Annotated in this window: 17 protein-coding genes and 2 pseudogenes; 8 read left to right on the forward strand and 11 right to left on the reverse strand. The window is 72.3% G+C overall.

Features of this window, described 5'->3' with window-relative positions; genetic code table 11:
- Positions 1 to 13 precede the first annotated feature (13 nt).
- A complete protein-coding gene (modA, locus tag ACZ45T_RS11780) occupies positions 14 to 823 on the reverse strand; it encodes a molybdate ABC transporter substrate-binding protein (RefSeq protein WP_468439970.1) in 810 nt (269 codons plus the stop codon).
- Positions 824 to 980: 157 nt separating this feature from the next.
- Positions 981 to 1,376 (reverse strand): TOBE domain-containing protein, encoded by a 396-nt coding sequence (locus ACZ45T_RS11785; RefSeq protein WP_468439972.1) that lies wholly within the window; start codon positions 1,374 to 1,376, stop codon positions 981 to 983.
- Positions 1,377 to 1,671: 295 nt separating this feature from the next.
- Between ACZ45T_RS11785 and ACZ45T_RS11790 the strand changes: the two genes are divergently transcribed.
- Entirely contained in the window at positions 1,672 to 2,058 is a 387-nt protein-coding gene (locus ACZ45T_RS11790; protein WP_468439974.1) for an RNA-binding S4 domain-containing protein, read from the forward strand.
- A 138-nt stretch (positions 2,059 to 2,196) separates the two neighbouring features.
- Here ACZ45T_RS11790 and ACZ45T_RS11795 read toward each other — a convergent pair whose 3' ends face one another.
- The 3 genes from ACZ45T_RS11795 to dhaK are packed head-to-tail and all read right to left on the reverse strand — an operon-like array spanning position 2,197 to position 4,292.
- Positions 2,197 to 2,589 (reverse strand): PTS-dependent dihydroxyacetone kinase phosphotransferase subunit DhaM, encoded by a 393-nt coding sequence (locus tag ACZ45T_RS11795; protein ID WP_468440060.1) that lies wholly within the window; start codon positions 2,587 to 2,589, stop codon positions 2,197 to 2,199.
- A gap of 32 nt (positions 2,590 to 2,621) precedes the next feature.
- Positions 2,622 to 3,236 (reverse strand): dihydroxyacetone kinase subunit DhaL, encoded by a 615-nt coding sequence (dhaL, locus tag ACZ45T_RS11800; protein ID WP_468439976.1) that lies wholly within the window; start codon positions 3,234 to 3,236, stop codon positions 2,622 to 2,624.
- 51 nt (positions 3,237 to 3,287) lie between these two features.
- Positions 3,288 to 4,292 (reverse strand): dihydroxyacetone kinase subunit DhaK, encoded by a 1,005-nt coding sequence (dhaK, locus tag ACZ45T_RS11805; RefSeq protein ID WP_468439978.1) that lies wholly within the window; start codon positions 4,290 to 4,292, stop codon positions 3,288 to 3,290.
- 312 nt (positions 4,293 to 4,604) lie between these two features.
- On the opposite strand from dhaK, the pseudogene ACZ45T_RS11810 reads away from it, so the two are divergent.
- The 3 genes and pseudogenes from ACZ45T_RS11810 to ACZ45T_RS11820 all read left to right on the forward strand — a co-directional run.
- Positions 4,605 to 5,467 (forward strand): annotated as a pseudogene (locus tag ACZ45T_RS11810) (family 2B encapsulin nanocompartment shell protein); the annotation flags it as partial.
- A gap of 2 nt (positions 5,468 to 5,469) precedes the next feature.
- A pseudogene (gene tcp / locus ACZ45T_RS11815) lies at positions 5,470 to 5,805 on the forward strand (2-methylisoborneol synthase); the annotation flags it as partial.
- Between the two features lie 2 nt (positions 5,806 to 5,807).
- Positions 5,808 to 6,701 (forward strand): geranyl diphosphate 2-C-methyltransferase, encoded by an 894-nt coding sequence (locus ACZ45T_RS11820; protein WP_468439980.1) that lies wholly within the window; start codon positions 5,808 to 5,810, stop codon positions 6,699 to 6,701.
- 74 nt (positions 6,702 to 6,775) lie between these two features.
- Here ACZ45T_RS11820 and ACZ45T_RS11825 read toward each other — a convergent pair whose 3' ends face one another.
- From ACZ45T_RS11825 to ACZ45T_RS11840, 4 genes are all read right to left on the reverse strand, one after another.
- A complete protein-coding gene (locus ACZ45T_RS11825) occupies positions 6,776 to 8,125 on the reverse strand; it encodes an MFS transporter (RefSeq protein ID WP_468439982.1) in 1,350 nt (449 codons plus the stop codon).
- Positions 8,126 to 8,215: 90 nt separating this feature from the next.
- Entirely contained in the window at positions 8,216 to 8,557 is a 342-nt protein-coding gene (locus ACZ45T_RS11830; RefSeq protein WP_468439984.1) for an ArsR/SmtB family transcription factor, read from the reverse strand.
- Positions 8,558 to 8,674: 117 nt separating this feature from the next.
- Positions 8,675 to 9,505 carry a CbtA family protein gene (locus ACZ45T_RS11835; protein WP_468439986.1) on the reverse strand — a complete coding sequence of 277 codons (831 nt, stop codon included), beginning with the start codon at positions 9,503 to 9,505 and terminating at the stop codon, positions 8,675 to 8,677.
- 12 nt (positions 9,506 to 9,517) lie between these two features.
- On the reverse strand, positions 9,518 to 9,745 hold the full coding sequence (locus ACZ45T_RS11840; protein WP_360900297.1) for a CbtB domain-containing protein: 228 nt from the start codon (positions 9,743 to 9,745) through the stop codon (positions 9,518 to 9,520).
- 317 nt (positions 9,746 to 10,062) lie between these two features.
- Between ACZ45T_RS11840 and ACZ45T_RS11845 the strand changes: the two genes are divergently transcribed.
- Together ACZ45T_RS11845 and ACZ45T_RS11850 are read left to right on the forward strand one after the other, a co-directional pair.
- Entirely contained in the window at positions 10,063 to 11,316 is a 1,254-nt protein-coding gene (locus ACZ45T_RS11845; RefSeq protein WP_468439989.1) for an MFS transporter, read from the forward strand.
- A 95-nt stretch (positions 11,317 to 11,411) separates the two neighbouring features.
- A complete protein-coding gene (locus ACZ45T_RS11850; protein ID WP_468439991.1) occupies positions 11,412 to 12,056 on the forward strand; it encodes an alpha-ketoglutarate-dependent dioxygenase AlkB in 645 nt (214 codons plus the stop codon).
- Here the strand turns inward: ACZ45T_RS11850 and ACZ45T_RS11855 are convergent.
- Together ACZ45T_RS11855 and ACZ45T_RS11860 are read right to left on the reverse strand one after the other, a co-directional pair.
- Complete coding sequence (locus ACZ45T_RS11855; RefSeq protein WP_468439993.1) at positions 12,022 to 12,321, reverse strand: YkvA family protein; 300 nt, start codon at positions 12,319 to 12,321, stop codon at positions 12,022 to 12,024. The two genes, ACZ45T_RS11850 and ACZ45T_RS11855, sit on opposite strands and share 35 nt — an antisense overlap.
- A 55-nt stretch (positions 12,322 to 12,376) precedes the next feature.
- On the reverse strand, positions 12,377 to 12,841 hold the full coding sequence (locus tag ACZ45T_RS11860) for a MarR family winged helix-turn-helix transcriptional regulator (RefSeq protein WP_468439995.1): 465 nt from the start codon (positions 12,839 to 12,841) through the stop codon (positions 12,377 to 12,379).
- Positions 12,842 to 12,961: 120 nt separating this feature from the next.
- Here ACZ45T_RS11860 and ACZ45T_RS11865 point away from each other — a divergent pair, with 120 nt between their 5' ends.
- Together ACZ45T_RS11865 and ACZ45T_RS11870 are read left to right on the forward strand one after the other, a co-directional pair.
- Positions 12,962 to 13,534 (forward strand): DoxX family protein, encoded by a 573-nt coding sequence (locus ACZ45T_RS11865; RefSeq protein WP_468439997.1) that lies wholly within the window; start codon positions 12,962 to 12,964, stop codon positions 13,532 to 13,534.
- Positions 13,535 to 13,610: 76 nt separating this feature from the next.
- Positions 13,611 to 15,416: a glycoside hydrolase family 15 protein gene (locus ACZ45T_RS11870; protein WP_468439999.1), complete on the forward strand. Its 1,806-nt coding sequence runs from the start codon at positions 13,611 to 13,613 to the stop codon at positions 15,414 to 15,416.
- Positions 15,417 to 15,447 lie beyond the last annotated feature (31 nt).

The following is a 15,447-nucleotide window of genomic DNA, read 5'->3' on the forward strand; positions in this document are numbered from 1 at the left end:
GACGCCGACGGCGCTACGCCTTCTGGAAGCCCGCGTCCTGGAGGATCTTCTGCGCCTCCGGGGTGCTCAGCCAGGCCACGAACGCGGCCGCGGCCTCGGCGTTCTTGGACTGCTTCAGCGTGGCGGCCGGGTAGGAGGCCACGGCGTTCTGGTCGTCCGGGATCTCCACCGTGACGACCTTGTCGCCGGACTTGGCGGAGTCGGTCTTGTAGACGAGACCGGCATCGGCCTCGCCGAGCTCCACCTTCGAGAGGACGGCGCGGACGTTGGGCTCCTGGGAGACCGGCTTCACCTCGATCTTCTGGGCGTCGAGGATCTGCTTGCTGTAGCGGCCGACCGGGACCTCGGGCGCGGCGAGCACGACCTTGATCTTGGTGTCGGCGAGGTCCTTGAGCTCGTCGACCTTGAACGGGTTGCCCTTGCCGGCCGCGATGACCAGGCGGTTCTTGGCGATGACCGTGGCGTCGCCGGTCTCGGCCTTCAGGCCGTCCATGGTCTTGGTGTCGGCGGTGACCAGCGCGTCGGCCGGGGCGCCCTGCTTGACCTGGGCCGCGAGCTCCTGCGAACCGGCGAAGGAGAAGGTGATCTTCGTGCCGGGGTGGGCCTTCTCGTACGCGGCGCCCGCGGTCTTGAAGACGTCGGTGAGGGAGGAGGCGGCGAGGACCGTGAGGTTCGCGGCCTTCGCCTCGGCGGAGGCCGGCGCGGAGCCCGTGGAGTCGGCGGCGGGCTTCGTGTCGCTGCTGCCGCAGGCCGCCAGCGGCGCGAGCAGGGCGGCGGTCAGGGCGGCGGCCGCGGCGCGACGGCGGGTCAGGATCGGGGACATGAGCGGGTGCTCCTCGGTCGGGTCGGCGGCCGGCCGGGTGCCGGTTCCGCGCGGTGGTGACCCGCGCCGGTGACGGGCGGAGCGGGTGGGGACGTGGGTGGCGCTGAGCGGGTGGTGCGGGGGACCGCGGGTGGACGGCGGGCGGGGCCGTCCCCGTTCAGGTGCGGTCGATGTGCACGCTGGTGGACTTCACGCGGGCGGTGGCCTGCATGCCGACCTCCAGCCCGAGCTCCTCGACGGCCTCACGGGTGAGCAGGGAGACCAGGCGGTGGGGACCTGCCTGGATCTCGACCTGGGCGGCCACGTCGCCGAGCCTGACGGCCGTGACGATGCCGGGAAAGGCGTTGCGTGCCGAGGTGTACGGCTCTCCGTCCTCGCCGTGGGCGCCCTGGCCCACCTCGACGGAGAAAGCGGCCAGGTCGCGGCCGTTGATCAGGCGTCGGCCGGCTTCGTCGCGATGGGTCACGACCCGGCCGGCGTCGGCCCAGCGGCGTGCGGTGTCCGGGCTGACGCCCAGCAGGCGCGCCGCCTGTCCGATGGTGTAGGACTGCATGTGCGACAAGGTAGGGGCATGCGTGGCGCATTTGCAATCCTATTGGGATGATCTCCATAGCAGATGCCATGGGTGTTGTCGCATCCGCCAAAAGTCGTTCCGTCATGCCGTGCCCGGATCGCTAGTGCTGTGGCCGGAAAGGTTTGCCGGGTCACGGCGTCCGGTGCGGTACATCGCAAGGCGGAGGGCCGCGGCTCGTACTGGACGTACCGGCGCGGTCCGACAACGCGGCGAGGTGCCGTGCCGGGGGCCGTGACCCGGTGAACCTTTCCGGTCACAGCACTAGAGTCGGGGCATGGCTGATGAGGTAACGGAAACGGGCACGGTGCGGGTCGATGCGTGGATCTGGTCCGTGCGCCTGACGAAGACCCGCTCGACCGCGGCGACGGCCTGCCGGGCGGGCCACGTGAAGGTCAACGGGGAACGCGCCAAGCCGGCGCAGCCGGTGCGCGCCGGTGACGAGGTACGGCTCTTCCACGCGGGGCGCGAGCGGATCGTGGTCGTCAAGCGGCCCGTGTCCAAGCGGGTGGGCGCGCCGGTCGCCGCGGAATGCCTGATCGACAACAGCCCGCCGCCGCCGACTCCCGTGGAGGCCGCCGTGGTCGGCATCCGCGACCGCGGCGCGGGCCGCCCCACGAAGCGGGAGCGTCGCGAGATCGAAACCCTGCGCGGCCGCCCGTAGCCTCCCGGGAACCCAGCCCCGCCGGCGTGTGAGGCGCAGGTCCGGGCGGAGCCCGGTGCCCGGCGGAGCCGGGTTCCCCGGGGCTCCGCCCCAGACCCCGCGCCTCACACGCGGGCGGGGCTGGACGTGCCTCGCGCCTCAGGTCTTGCGGTACGTGTAGGCCTCGGCGGCGGCCGATGCGACCATGTCCAGGGAGGCTCCGGCGGATGCGGTCACCACCGCCGCCACCGCGCCCTCGACGAAGGGCGCGTCCACCAGCCGGGAACCGGGCGGGAGTTCCTCCTCCAGCAGCAGGGCCTTCACCGTCAGTACGGAGCTCCCCAGGTCCGCCAGCAGCGCGACCCCGACGCCCCCGTCCACCTCCCGGGCGGCCGCGACGATCCGCTCCGCGCTCGTGCCGAGCCCGCCGGCGGCCGTTCCGCCCGCCGCGGCGACCAGGGCCAGGGGGCCGCCGGCCGCCAGGCCCCGCGCCAGCTCCGCCACCGACTCCGCGACCGGCGCGCTGTGCGACACGAGCACGATGCCGACCATGGCCGCCGGGTCGGGGCCGGGCCCGGAGCCCGTCACAGCGCGCCCTCGCCCGGCTCCGCCACGTCCGCCAGCGCGCTCAGCAGCAGCGCCGACGAGGTCGCGCCCGGATCCTGGTGCCCGATGCTCCGCTCGCCCAGATAACTGGCCCGGCCCTTGCGCGCCTGCAGCGGCACCGTCGCCACCGCCCCGTGCTCCGCCGCGACCCCGCCCGCCCGGTACGAGGTGCTCAGCGCGGCCACGCCCGGCACCAGCGCGTCCAGCATCGTCTTGTCGCCCGGCGCCGCCCCGCCCAGTTGCGCCACCGCGGCCACCCCCGCGTACAGGGCTTCGCGCAGCTGGGTGTCGGAGACCTCGGCCGCCTCCCCCAGCGCCTTGCCGGTGCGCCGCAGCAGCGTCCCGTACAGCGGTCCCGACGCGCCGCCGACCGTCGAGATCAGCGTCCTGCCGGCCAGCTGGAGCACCTCGCCCGGCGCCGCCGGAGCCTCGGCGTCCAGGGCCGCCAGCACCGCCGTGAACCCGCGCAGCAGATTGCTCCCGTGGTCGGCGTCCCCGATCGGGGAGTCGAGCTCGGTCAGCCGGTCCGCCTCGCGCTCCACCGCGGCCGCGGCCGTGGTCATCCAGCGCCGGAAGAACTCTGCGTCACGCACCGGATCTCCTCGCCTCGCACCCGTCTGGCCAGTCCCACCGACACCATACGGTCAGCGGCCCCAGCGCAACGCCGCGGTCTGGACGGGCGCGTCCCACAGCCGCAGCAGTTCCTCGTCGGCCCGGCACAGCGTCACCGAACACCCCGCCATGTCCAGCGACGTGACGTAGTTGCCCACCAGCGCCCGAGCCACCGGCACACCCCGCTCGCCCAGCACCCGCGCCACCTCCGCGTGGAACCCGTACAGTTCGAGCAGCGGCGTCGCTCCCATCCCGTTGACCAGCGCCAGCACTGGCCCGCCGGCCGGACCCACCTCCGCGAGCTCCTCCAGTACGGCGCCCACCGCGACCTCCGCGATCTCCCGCGCCGACATCATCGCGCGCCGCTCCCGGCCCGGTTCACCGTGGATGCCGATACCCAACTCCAGCTCCCCTTCGGGGAGTTCGAAGGTCGGGCTGCCCTTCGCGGGTGTGGTGCAGGCGCTCAGCGCCACCCCGAAGCTCCGCGAGGACCCGTTGACCCGCCGGGCGATCGCCGCGACCTCCTCCAGCGGCGCCCCCTGCTCGGCCGCCGCCCCGGCGATCTTCTCGACGAAGAGGGTGGCCCCGGTGCCGCGCCGCCCGGCGGTGAACAGGCTGTCGGTGACCGCGACATCGTCGTTGACGAGGACGCGCTCCACCCGCAGGCCGTCCTCCTCGGCCAGCTCGGCGGCCATCTCGAAGTTCAGCACGTCGCCGGTGTAGTTCTTGACGACGAACAGCACGCCCTGCCCGGAGTCCACGGCCCCGGCCGCCCGCAGCATCTGGTCGGGCACCGGAGAGGTGAACACCTCCCCGGGACACGCGGCCGACAGCATCCCGTAACCCACGAACCCGGCGTGCAGCGGCTCGTGCCCGGACCCGCCCCCGGACACCACCCCGACCCGCCCGCTGTCCCGCGCGTCCCGCCGTACGACGACCCGCCGTTCCACGTCGACATCGAGCTCGGGATGGGCGGCGGCCATGCCGCGCAGGGCGTCGGCGACCACGGTCTGCGGACTGTTGATCAGCATCCTCATGCGCATCTCCCGGTGGGGCTGGCAGGTGACCTCCTGCCGACTCTAGTGACGGTCCGTCGGCGGCGGCCATGGCGCGCCCCGGGCAAGCACCCGACCAGGGCCGAACCCCGTCGGTTGCCCGTGCAAACCCGCTGCGGGTCGAGATCACCGCATCGGGGGAACACCAGCGGTTCCGTAGGGGCGGGTGGGCGCATCGGCCGCTAATGTTCCCCCGAATCTGGAGGAATTCCCGGATATTCACCCTCTTTTCACTCTTTTACCGGTGACATGCGCGTACGCCGTCACCCCTCTCTATGAAGGAGAGCTCGCCCGATGACCGTTGACACCAGCCCGGAAGCGCAACTGGAGCCGCCCCGGCAGTCCAGCCTCGGCACGGCGGCCGCCCGCAACCCGCCACCACGACCAAGTCCGCCCCCCAGATGCAGGAGATCACCTCTCGCTGGCTGCTGAGGATGCTCCCCTGGGTGGAGACCAAGGGCGGCACCTACCGGGTGAACCGCCGACTGAGCTACACCATCGGCGACGGGCGCATCGAGTTCGTCCAGGACGGCGCCCACGTCCGGGTGCTTCCCCGGGAGCTCGGCGAACTCGCCATGCTGCGCGGCTTCGACGACCTGGAGGTGCTGAACACGCTCGCCGGCCGCTGCGTCCAGCGTGACTTCCGTCCCGGTGAGGTGCTGGCCGAGCGCGGCGCTCCCGCCGACCAGATCCACCTGATCGCTCACGGCCGGATCAACCAGACCTCCGTCGGCAAATACGGCGACGAGGTCGCCGTGGCCGTACTCGCGGACGGCGACCGGTTCGGCGAGAACGCCCTGCTCGACGGCGCCGCAGGGTGGGACTACACCGCGATCGCCGCCACCGCCGGCACCCTGCTCACCCTGTCCCGGGCCGACTTCGCCGCCGTGCTGTCCAACGCGCCGAACCTCCAGGCCCACATCCAGCAGTTCGGCTCGCTTCCGCACCAGCGGCAGAACCGGCACGGCGAGGCCGAACTCGCGATGTCGGTCGGCCACAGCGGCGAACCCGAGCTGCCCGGCACCTTCGTCGACTACGAGCTCAAGCCGCGCGAGTACGAACTCTCCATCGTACAGACCGTCCTGCGGGTGCACACGAGGGTCGCCGACCTCTACAACGAGCCGATGAACCAGACCGAGGAGCAGCTCAGGCTCACCACATGCAGCGGGTCATCGCGCTCGCCGGGAACGCGACGACCATCGTCAACGACCTGTACTCCTACACCAAGGAACTCGCCAGCCCCGGCCGCCACCTGAACCTGCCGGTCGTGCTCGCCGAACGCGAGAGCCGCTCCGAAAGGGACGCCTATCTGAAGGCGGTCGAGGTCCACAACGACCTCATGCACGCCTTCGAGGCCGCGGCCGCCGAACTGGCCGTCACCTGCCCCGACCCGAGGGTGCTGCGTTTCCTGCGGGGCCTGGCCGTGTGGGTCGACGGCAACCACTCCTGGCACATGACCAACCCCTATCGCTACAGCTTGCCCGACTTCTGGTAAGGATGGACTCATCTGTGACTAGCATCGACCTCACCACCGCCGGCACCTCGACGTTCATCCCCGCCCCGGTGACGCCCTATCAGGGTGACATCGCCCGTTACTGGAACGACGAGGCCAGGCCGGTGAACCTGCGCCTCGGTGACGTCGACGGCCTTTACCACCACCACTACGGAATCGGCGAGGTCGACCACGGCGCCCTCGGCGACGCCGACGACAGCGCATACGAGAAGAAGCTGATCGCCGAGCTCCACCGTCTGGAGTCGGCGCAGGCCGAAGCCCTCTTGGACCACCTCGGCTCCATCGAGCGCGACGACACGCTCGTGGACGCCGGCTGCGGCCGCGGCGGCTCGATGGTCATGGCCCACCAGCGCTTCGGATGCAAGGTCGAGGGCGTCACCCTGTCGGCCAAGCAGGCCGACTTCGCCAACCACCGCGCCCGCGAACTCGGCATCGAGGACCGGGTCCACGCCCGCGTCTGCAACATGCTCGCCACGCCCTTCGAGACCGGGCAGGCCGAGGCCTCGTGGAACAACGAGTCGAGCATGTACGTCGACCTGCACGACCTCTTCGCCGAGCACTCCCGCATCCTCGCGGTCGGCGGCCGCTACGTGACCATCACCGGCTGCTGGAACCCGCGTTACGGCCAGCCGTCGAAGTGGGTCTCCCAGATCAACGCGCACTTCGAGTGCAACATCCACTCCCGCCGGGAGTACCTGCGCGCGATGGCCGACAACCGTCTCGTACCGCAGGCCGTCATCGACCTGACTCCCGCGACCCTGCCCTACTGGGAGCTGCGGGCCAAGTCCTCCCTGGTCACCGGCATCGAAGAGGCGTTCATCAACTCCTACAACGACGGCTCCTTCCAGTACGTCCTGATCGCGGCCGACCGCGTCTGACCGACCGCCGACGGCCGACCGCCGACCGCCGACCGAAGGGCCGGGTCCGTTGCCCGCGGACCCGGCCCTTCCGCTCAATGGATCCGCTCCGGCCAGCGGTGGTGGTGCTGGTCGATGACGTAGTGGTGGCCGTGCCGCCAACCGCCGGTACCCGGGCGGGCGTCGGCGAGGTGCGGGTGGCCCGGCGGCAGGTCCGGATGTACGTGTTCGAGCCGGTACGGGTCACGCGCGGGCCAGATCACGGCTGCGGCCGCGGTGGCGCCGAGGGCGACGGCGCCCAGGACCACCGCGGTCAGCGGCATGCCCGCCCCCGCGGCGAGCCAGCCGGCCAGCGGGTAGGTGAGCAGCCAACAGCTGTGGGAGAGGGAGAACTGCGCGGCGAAGGCGGCGGGCAGGTCCGCGTCGGCGGTGGAGCGGCGGATCACGCGGCCCCCCGGGGTCAGGACGGCCGAGCAGGCGGCGCCGATCGCGGCCCAGACGGCCAGGAACGCGGGCCAGGACCAGGCGCCCGGGGCGGTCGCGGTGAGTGCGGCGACGGCGACCAGGACCACCGGGAGGACGAAGGCGGCGGACAGCATCACCGTGCGGTCGGTGGAGCGCCGCAGGAGGCGGGGCAGGACCAGCGCGGTCAGCATCGAGCCGGCGCCGTACGCGCCGAGGGCGAGGGAGACGGCCCCGGCCGGGCGGTCGAAGTGGTCGCGGACCAGGGTGACGGTGTTGACGAAGACCACGGCTCCGGCGGCGGCCACCGCGAGGTCGAGCGCGAGCAGGGCCCGCAGCCGCGGGGTGGCCCGGAACAACCGGGTGCCGAAGGCGGCCTTGGCGTAGACCCCGCCGGTCCGCTCGACGGGGGCGGGCCTGGGCAGCACGGTGGCGACGATGAGTGCGGCGGAGGCCAGGAAGCCGACGGTGGTGCCGGCGAACAGCCAGTCGTAGGAGACCAGGGTCAGCAGGGCCGCTGCCAGTGCCGGACTGAACAGGCTCTCCAGGTCGTAGGCGAGCCGGGCCATCGACAGGGCCTGGGTGTAGTCGCGTTCGGCGGGCAGGACCTCGGGGACGGTGGCCTGGAAGGTCGGCGTGAAGGCCGCCGACGCCGCCTGGAGCAGGAAGATCAGGACGTGGATCTGCCAGATCTCGGTGACGAAGGGAAGGGCCGCCGCGACCCCGGCGCGGGTCAGGTCCATCGCCGCCATGAGAGCCCGGCGGGGGATCCGGTCGGCGACCGCTCCGATCACGGGGCCGATGGCGACGTAGGCGATCATCTTGATCGCCAGCGCGGTGCCGAGCACCGCCGAGGCACTGGCGCCCGCGAGGTCGTACGCGAGCAGGCTCAGCGCCACGGTGGCGAGCCCGGTACCGACCAGGGCGATGACCTGGGCGGTGAACAGGCGGCGGTAGGTGGTGTTGCGCAGTACGGACAGCACGGGCAGCCCCCGTCCCGGGCGGCGGATCGCTGACAGGACGCCATGGTAGCCAACATGTGCGTACCTGTGCACGTATCTGTTCCGAGGTGCTCAGTCGTGCGGCGGAAGGGAGCCGAGCTGGTGGTCGGCGACGTTCAGGGCCTCGTCCACCAGCCGCCGCAGATGCCCGTGGCTCAAGGCGTAGACGACCCGGCGCCCGTCCTTGCGGGTGGTGACCAGCCCGGCCAGGCGCAGCTTGGCGAGGTGCTGGCTGACGGAGGGGCGGGCGGCCCCGCACGATTCGGTGAGGGTGGTGACATCGGCCTCGCCGCGGCCGAGCTGCTCCATCAGCGCCAGGCGGGTGCGGTCCGCGAGCAGCGCCAGGACGGACGCGGCGGCCTCCAGCCGGTCGCCCCGCGCCTTGACCCGCTCCACTTGCCCGTCTGCGCTCATGGCCACATCGTAGGGCGGCCGGAGGGCGATGTGTGCATGTCTGCGCACGCATGCATGAGGCCCCGGCGCTCCCAGGAGGGAGCGGCGGGGCCTCATGTACAGGCGAGCCGGACGGGGTCAGCCGAGCGCGGGCGCGTTCTGCTGGACCGTCGCTTCCGGGCGGTCGGCGCGCACGGCCAGGAGCCGCTGGGCCAGGACGCCGAAGACGATGGCGAACACCGCCCACAGGACGAGCTGGACGGCCAGCGAGGCGACCCGGAACTCCCACAGCAGGGCGGCGGGGAAACCGGGCTTGACCGCGTCGTCGTTCGCCGGAAGGAACACGAACGCGAGGGCGGCGGCGGCGATGAAGCCGGCGCTCGCGGCCAGCGTCGCGTTCCAGTTGCCCAGGCGCGGTGCCAGCCGCCGACCGATGATGATCGCGCCGACGCCCAGCAGCACGCTGAGCAGGATCATCAGGAAGAACAGCGTGGTGCGCTTCCCGATGGTGTCCGGGTTGCCCACCGCCGGCGGGGTGGCCGGGTACTTCAGGAACGGCACCAGGTAGACGGTGGCGAAGGCGGCCGCGGCGGTGAGCGCCGCCGTCGCCCGCGGGCTGAACTTGCCGACGCGGCCCAGGGCGAACGAGAACGCGAGCGAGGCGATGCCGCCCAGCGCGACCCCGTAGACCAGGACGCCGGTGGCCAGCCCGACGGTCGACTGCACCGGTCGGCTGACCAGCTCCTCTTCCTCTTCGGCGGCCTCGCCCGACGCGGCGTCACCGCCGTGCCCGGCGTGAGCGCCCGCGGCGCCCGCGGCGTCCTGAGCGGCCTGGGCCTCCTCCACGGCGATGGAGCCCCGCACCGGGGGCTCACCCACCACGTAGGCGACGGCGAAGGCGAACAGGCCGGCGATCAGGCCCGCGAGCATGCCGCGGACGAGCAGACCTCTGACAGTGGAGGCGTACATGTGCGTGGCCTCTCAGTGGCAGGGGAAGCCGAGCAGATGACGGCCGTCGTGCACCCACTCGTGCACGCCCTCACCGGCGAACAGGGCGGTGGCGCCCTGCTCGGCACCGACGAAGTACAGGGCGACGAGCATCAGGAGACCGACGAAGAGCGCCCAGGGCAGCACCGCGCGGACAGGCAGCGGAGCGGACAGGGAGCCGGCGGTGGTGGGGATGGCAGCGGAAGCGACAGCCTCGGCCATGATGGAACCTCCTCGGGGAACACGCGTCCCATACGGTGGTGCAGGACGACGGTCCTCGGGTCTGACTCGCCGCGGCGCCACCCTGGGGATGTCGCCACAGCACACAGTGGCGCGACCATGCCGGATTCACACCGGACTTCCGTCTCGCCGTCGTCGCTATGTGGAATGTCGCCGTGACGCTACCGTGCGCAGGGCTTTCGGCCAAGAGCGTGAGTCCCTGATCACACCTTTACAACGGACAAGCCCGCAGGGCTGCTAGAATCACCGTGTCGGCCTTCGGTCTACGTCCCCAACGGACGTGCCCGGAGGCTTTTTTCATGCCTTCCGACCACGCCACTGACCACGCCACCGACCACATCGCCGACCGCATCGCCGACGACACCACCACCGGCTATCGCGACCTGCTCCGCAACACCGAATTCACCGGCCTCTACGCCGGCTTCACCGTGACGACCGCCGCGAGCACCCTGTCGGGCTTCGCCCTCGGGTCTCTGGTCAACGACCGTACCGGCTCCCCGTTCCTGACGGCCGTGAGCATGTACGGCGCCACGTTCGCGACGGTCCTCGGCGCGCTGACGCTGATGTCGGTCGCGGACGGGAACCGTCCCCGACGGACCATCGTCCTCCTCCAGTTCGCCTCGCTGGTGGGTGTCGGCGCCCAGGCGATCCCCGGGCTGCCGCTGGCCGCCCGGTTCGGCCTGCTGCTGATGCTCGGCTTCTTCCAGTCCCTGGGGACCGGTACGCGCCTGGGCCTGCTCGCCGAGATCGTGCCGACCTCCGCCTACGCGACGGCGCGTTCGCTGATGAACATCACCTCGGGCGGCATGGCGATCCTCGGCTACGCCATCGGCGCCGTACTGCTGCGCCACCTCAGCCCGTACGGGGTCTTCACCGTCGCCACGGCCCTGACCGCGCTCGGGCTGGCCGTGGTGGCGGCCACCGTCCGGGAGCGCTCGATCCGGCTCACCCGCCGCCCCGGCCTGCGGCAGACCTGGACGACGAACAAGGAGCTGTTCGCCCACCCAGGCCGGCGGGTGCTGCTGCTGAACCTGTGGGTCCCCAACGGTCTGATCGTCGGCTGCGAGGCCCTGTTCATCTCCTACGACCCGGGCAGCGCCGGCACCCTGCTGGCCGCCGGGTCGGCGGGCATGCTCCTCGGGGACCTGGCCGTCGGCCGGCTGCTCACCGCTAACCGGCGACGCCGCTGCGCGTTCGCCCTGCGGCTGCTGCTCGCCGTCCCCTTCCTGGTGTTCGCGTTCCACCCGCCGACCCTGTTCGCTGCGGCCGCGGTGTTCCTCGCCGGCGCCGGTTTCGCGGCCACGCTGCCGCTGCAGGAGCAGCTTCTCGCGCTGACCCCCGAAGCGGTGCGCGGCCAGGTCCAGGGAGTGGAGTCCGCCGGCCGGATGACCTGGCAGGGCCTCGGCGCCGCGATCGCCGGAGGCCTGGCCCAGTACCTCGCCCCCGGCGCCGCGATCGCCCTCGCCGCGGCGGTCTCCGTTGCCGTCACGGTCCTGGCCCGGCCGTCCGTGGCACGAACCGCACGAACTGCGCGCACCGCCCGGACCGGCTGAACCGCCCGGACCGGCTGAACCGCCCGGACCGGCCGAGGCGCGCCGCGCCGGCCATATTCGTGCAGGTGTTCGGTTCATGGGGTTAGGCTGGGGTCATGCGCGCAGTCCAGGGCCTTCAGGGTCTGCAGGGTTCACTCTTCGACCAAGGCGACGAGATCCGGCTCGGTCCGCTCGCCGGCATGCGGCGGACCGTGCTCGGCGCCGGGGCCTGGGTGGACCACCTGCCCGGCTGGCTGACCGGAGCCGACGCGCTCTTCGAACGGTTGGCAGCCGACGTGCCCTGGCAGGCCGAGCGGCGCCAGATGTACGAGCGCGAGGTCGATGTGCCCCGGCTGCTGGCCTTCTACGCGGAGGGCGAGGCCCTGCCGCACCCCTCGCTCACCGAGGCCCGCTCCGTGCTGACCCGCCACTACGCCGCCGAGCTCGGCGAGCCCTTCACCACCGCCGGCCTGTGCCTGTACCGCGACGGCCGCGACAGCGTCGCCTGGCACGGGGATCGCACCGGCCGTTCCTCGACCGAGGACACCATGGTCGCGATCGTCTCCGTCGGCGACCCGCGCGATCTGGCCTTCCGGCCGCGCGACGGCGGGCCCACCCTGCTCCGGCTGCCCCTGGGTCACGGCGACCTGGTCGTCATGGGCGGCTCCTGCCAGCGCACCATGGAGCACGCCGTACCCAAGTCGGCGCGGGCCGTGGGCCCCCGCATCAGCGTCCAGTTCCGGCCCCGGGGCGTTCGCTGACCGCAGTGGCGGCCGCCGCGTGCAGGGAGCGCAGCGCCAGCAGCAGCACCCCGATGTCGTCCAGGTACACGGGGTCCGGAATGAGGTCCACCGGTGAGACGGTGTAGACCACGGCGACCCAGAACAGGGCCTTGTCGCGCAGCGGGATGCCCGCGTCGCGCAGCAGTCGCCGCGCCTTGAGGACCCGTACGAGCAGTACGGCCGCGGCGATCGCGAGCCCCGCCACGGCGAGCGCGGCCAGGGTGAACCAGACCTTTCCGTCCATGGCGCCCCTATACCCCGATGTCGGGTCGCGTGATCCGGTCCGCGGCCGGATCCACTCAGGCGCCGTGTTCGCGCAGCCGGCGGGCGACCTCGCCGAGTCCGTCGGCGAGCGCGTCGAGCTGTCCGGGGGTCAGGACGTCGACGAGGATCTCCCGGACCGTGGCCACGTGTCCCGGCGCGGCCTTCTCCAGCTTGGCGCTGCCGGCGTCGGTGAGGACGGCGAAGACGCCGCGCACGTCGGAGGGGCAGCTGCGGCGACGGACCAGCCCGGCCTTCTCCATCTGGGTGACCTGGTAGGTCAGCCCGCTCTTGGAGTTGATCAGCCCGTTGGCGAGCTCGGTCATCCGCAGCTCGCGCCCGGGCGCGGCGGCGAGCCGGACGAGGATCTCGTACTGGGGGTGCGAGAGCCCGGAATCGTCCTTGAGCTGTTGGTCGAGGCGGCGGTTCACCAGGGCCGATGCGGCCAGGAAGCCGCTCCAGGCCCGCATCTCGCGGTCGTCCAGCCATCTCGGTTCAGCCATGGCTCCAGACTACACGGGTTGTTCGAATTTGAATCAATGGTTAGGGTCGACGACTAGCGGTTCGAATTTGAACAACATTCCCCTCCCTCACCGGGCCGCCTGACCGGAAGGACCCCCCCGATGACCAGCCCCTCCGTCACCACGACGAAGCCGCAGGCCGCCGCACCGGCCGCACAGCCCCGGCCCGCCGTCCTCGCCGGCCTCTCCACCCCCGGTCACGACACCGGCCTGCTGCTCCTGCGCCTGGTCCTCGGCCTGACCATGGCCGCGCACGGCTCGCAGAAGCTCTTCGGCTGGTTCGGGGGCGGCGGCGTCAGCGGCACCGGCCAGTTCTTCACGGCCAGCGGCTACCCCGCCGGTGACGCCATGGCCGTCCTCGCCGGCCTCACCGAGACCCTGGGCGGCCTCGGCCTCGCCGTCGGACTGCTCACCCCGCTCGCCGGCGCCGCCATCGTCGGCACGCTCATCAACGCGATCGCCGTCCACGGCGCCGGCGCCTTCTTCGCCCCGAAGGGCATCGAGTACGAACTGCTGCTGACCGCGGGCGCCGCGGCCCTCGCCCTGACCGGCCCCGGACGGTACGCCGTCGACCGCTTCCTGCCCGTGCTGCGCAGCCACCGACTGGCGCACGGGGCCCTCGCCGTCGCCCTCGGCGTGGTCCTCGCGGGCGCGCTGCTCCTCGTACGGAACTGACGTCACGGGCAGTCCGCACGAGGGTGCCCGGGGTCCGAGCTGATTGACCCCGGGTATTCGAGGGAAGAGCGGACGAATGACACAACCCATCGAAGATTACGCACTCATCGGCGACCTCATGACCAGCGCGCTGGTCGGCCGCGACGGGTCCATCGACTGGCTGTGCCTGCCGCACTTCGACTCCGCGGCCTGCTTCGCCAGGCTCCTCGGCGACGAGGAGAACGGCCACTGGCGCATCGCGCCGGCCGGCGCCGGGCCCTCCGAGCGGTGCACCCGCCGCGCCTACGTCGACGGCTCGCTGATCCTGGAGTCCTACTGGGAGACCGAGGGCGGCACGGTCAAGGTCGTCGACTTCATGCCGCAGCGGGACAGCGCACCCGATGTGATGCGGATCGTCGAAGGGGTCTCCGGCGAGGTCACCGTACGCAGCACCCTGCGGCTGCGCTTCGACTACGGCCACGTTCTGCCCTGGGTCCGCCGCTCCGAGGGTGACCGCGTGGCCGTCGCCGGGCCGGACTCGGCGTGGTTCCGCAGCGAGCCGCCCGTGCCCACCTGGGGCGAGGCCAACAGCACCCGCTCCGAGTTCACCGTCGCCGCCGGCCAGCGCGTCGCCTTCGTCCTCACCTGGCACCCCTCGCACGAACCGCGCCCCGAGCCCGTGGACCCGTACGCCGCCCTGGAGCAGGGCCTCGCCGACTGGCGCGAGTGGACCTCCCGGTGCCTCTACGAGGGCCCCTACCGGGAGGCGGTCACCCGCTCCCTGATCACCCTCAAGGCCCTCACCTACGCTCCGACCGGCGGAATCGTCGCCGCGGCCACCACCTCCCTCCCCGAGGAGATCGGCGGCGTCCGCAACTGGGACTACCGCTACTGCTGGCTGCGCGACGCCACCCTCACCCTCGGCTCGCTCCTCGCCACCGGCTTCCTCGACGAGGCCCGAGCCTGGCGCGCGTGGCTGCTGCGCGCGGTCGCCGGTGATCCCGCCGACCTCCAGATCATGTACGGGATCAGCGGCGAGCGGCGGATCCCCGAGGTCGAGCTGCCCTGGCTGCGCGGCTACGCCTCCTCCGCCCCGGTCCGGATCGGCAACGCGGCCGTCGACCAGCTCCAGCTGGACGTGTACGGGGAGGTCCTCGACGCCCTCCACCTGGCCCGGGCCGCCGGGATCCCCGTCGAGCGGCACGCCTGGAGGATCCAGCTCGCGCTCCTCGACTTCCTGGGCCGCAACTGGCGCCGGCCGGACGAGGGCCTGTGGGAAGTCCGCGGCCCGCGCCGCCACTTCGTGCACTCCAAGGTGATGGCCTGGGTCGCCGCCGACCGGGCCGTCCGCACCCTGGAGGGATATCCGTCACTGCCCGGCGACGTGGAGCGCTGGCGGACCATGCGCGAGGAGGTGCACCGCGACGTGTGCGAGAAGGGGTTCGACCCCGAGCGGGGCACCTTCACGCAGTACTACGGCTCCCGCGAACTCGACGCGTCGGCCCTGCTCATCCCCAGGGTCGGCTTCCTGCCGCCCGACGACCCGCGCGTCACCGGCACCGTCGACGCCGTGCGCGCGGAGCTCGGCAGCAGCGGGCTGGTCCGCCGCTACAGCACCGAAGGTCCGTCCGTCGACGGACTGCCCGGCGACGAAGGGGCCTTCCTGGCCTGCTCGTTCTGGCTGGTCGACGCCCTGCACCTGACGGGCCGGGACAAGGAGGCCCGCGCCCTCTTCGAACGGCTGCTCGCCGTACGCAACGACGTGGGGCTGCTCGCGGAGGAGTACGACCCCGTCGCCGGACGCCAACTCGGCAACTTTCCACAGGCGTTCAGCCACGTCGGCCTGGTGAACACCGCGATCACCCTGGGACTCGGCGGGGAGCGGCCCGCCGACGCCGGCTGACGGGGCCGTCCGGGTGACCGGCCGAGCGGGC

The organism is Streptomyces sp. NPDC030995 (assembly GCF_055571215.1).

Excerpts from the sequence above, each read along its gene's own strand:
- ACZ45T_RS11865 (WP_468439997.1), top strand. The coding sequence starts at position 12,962 with ATGACCAGCCCCTCCGTCACCACGACGAAGCCGCAGGCCGCCGCACCG.
- ACZ45T_RS11785 (WP_468439972.1), bottom strand. The coding sequence starts at position 1,376 with ATGCAGTCCTACACCATCGGACAGGCGGCGCGCCTGCTGGGCGTCAGC.
- ACZ45T_RS11835 (WP_468439986.1), bottom strand. The coding sequence starts at position 9,505 with ATGTACGCCTCCACTGTCAGAGGTCTGCTCGTCCGCGGCATGCTCGCG.
- ACZ45T_RS11870 (WP_468439999.1), top strand. The coding sequence starts at position 13,611 with ATGACACAACCCATCGAAGATTACGCACTCATCGGCGACCTCATGACC.
- dhaK (WP_468439978.1), bottom strand. The coding sequence starts at position 4,292 with ATGAGGATGCTGATCAACAGTCCGCAGACCGTGGTCGCCGACGCCCTG.
- ACZ45T_RS11850 (WP_468439991.1), top strand. The coding sequence starts at position 11,412 with ATGCGCGCAGTCCAGGGCCTTCAGGGTCTGCAGGGTTCACTCTTCGAC.
- ACZ45T_RS11845 (WP_468439989.1), top strand. The coding sequence starts at position 10,063 with ATGCCTTCCGACCACGCCACTGACCACGCCACCGACCACATCGCCGAC.
- ACZ45T_RS11820 (WP_468439980.1), top strand. The coding sequence starts at position 5,808 with ATGGACTCATCTGTGACTAGCATCGACCTCACCACCGCCGGCACCTCG.
- ACZ45T_RS11860 (WP_468439995.1), bottom strand. The coding sequence starts at position 12,841 with ATGGCTGAACCGAGATGGCTGGACGACCGCGAGATGCGGGCCTGGAGC.
- modA (WP_468439970.1), bottom strand. The coding sequence starts at position 823 with ATGTCCCCGATCCTGACCCGCCGTCGCGCCGCGGCCGCCGCCCTGACC.
- ACZ45T_RS11840 (WP_360900297.1), bottom strand. The coding sequence starts at position 9,745 with ATGGCCGAGGCTGTCGCTTCCGCTGCCATCCCCACCACCGCCGGCTCC.
- ACZ45T_RS11855 (WP_468439993.1), bottom strand. The coding sequence starts at position 12,321 with ATGGACGGAAAGGTCTGGTTCACCCTGGCCGCGCTCGCCGTGGCGGGG.
- ACZ45T_RS11790 (WP_468439974.1), top strand. The coding sequence starts at position 1,672 with ATGGCTGATGAGGTAACGGAAACGGGCACGGTGCGGGTCGATGCGTGG.
- ACZ45T_RS11795 (WP_468440060.1), bottom strand. The coding sequence starts at position 2,589 with ATGGTCGGCATCGTGCTCGTGTCGCACAGCGCGCCGGTCGCGGAGTCG.
- ACZ45T_RS11830 (WP_468439984.1), bottom strand. The coding sequence starts at position 8,557 with ATGAGCGCAGACGGGCAAGTGGAGCGGGTCAAGGCGCGGGGCGACCGG.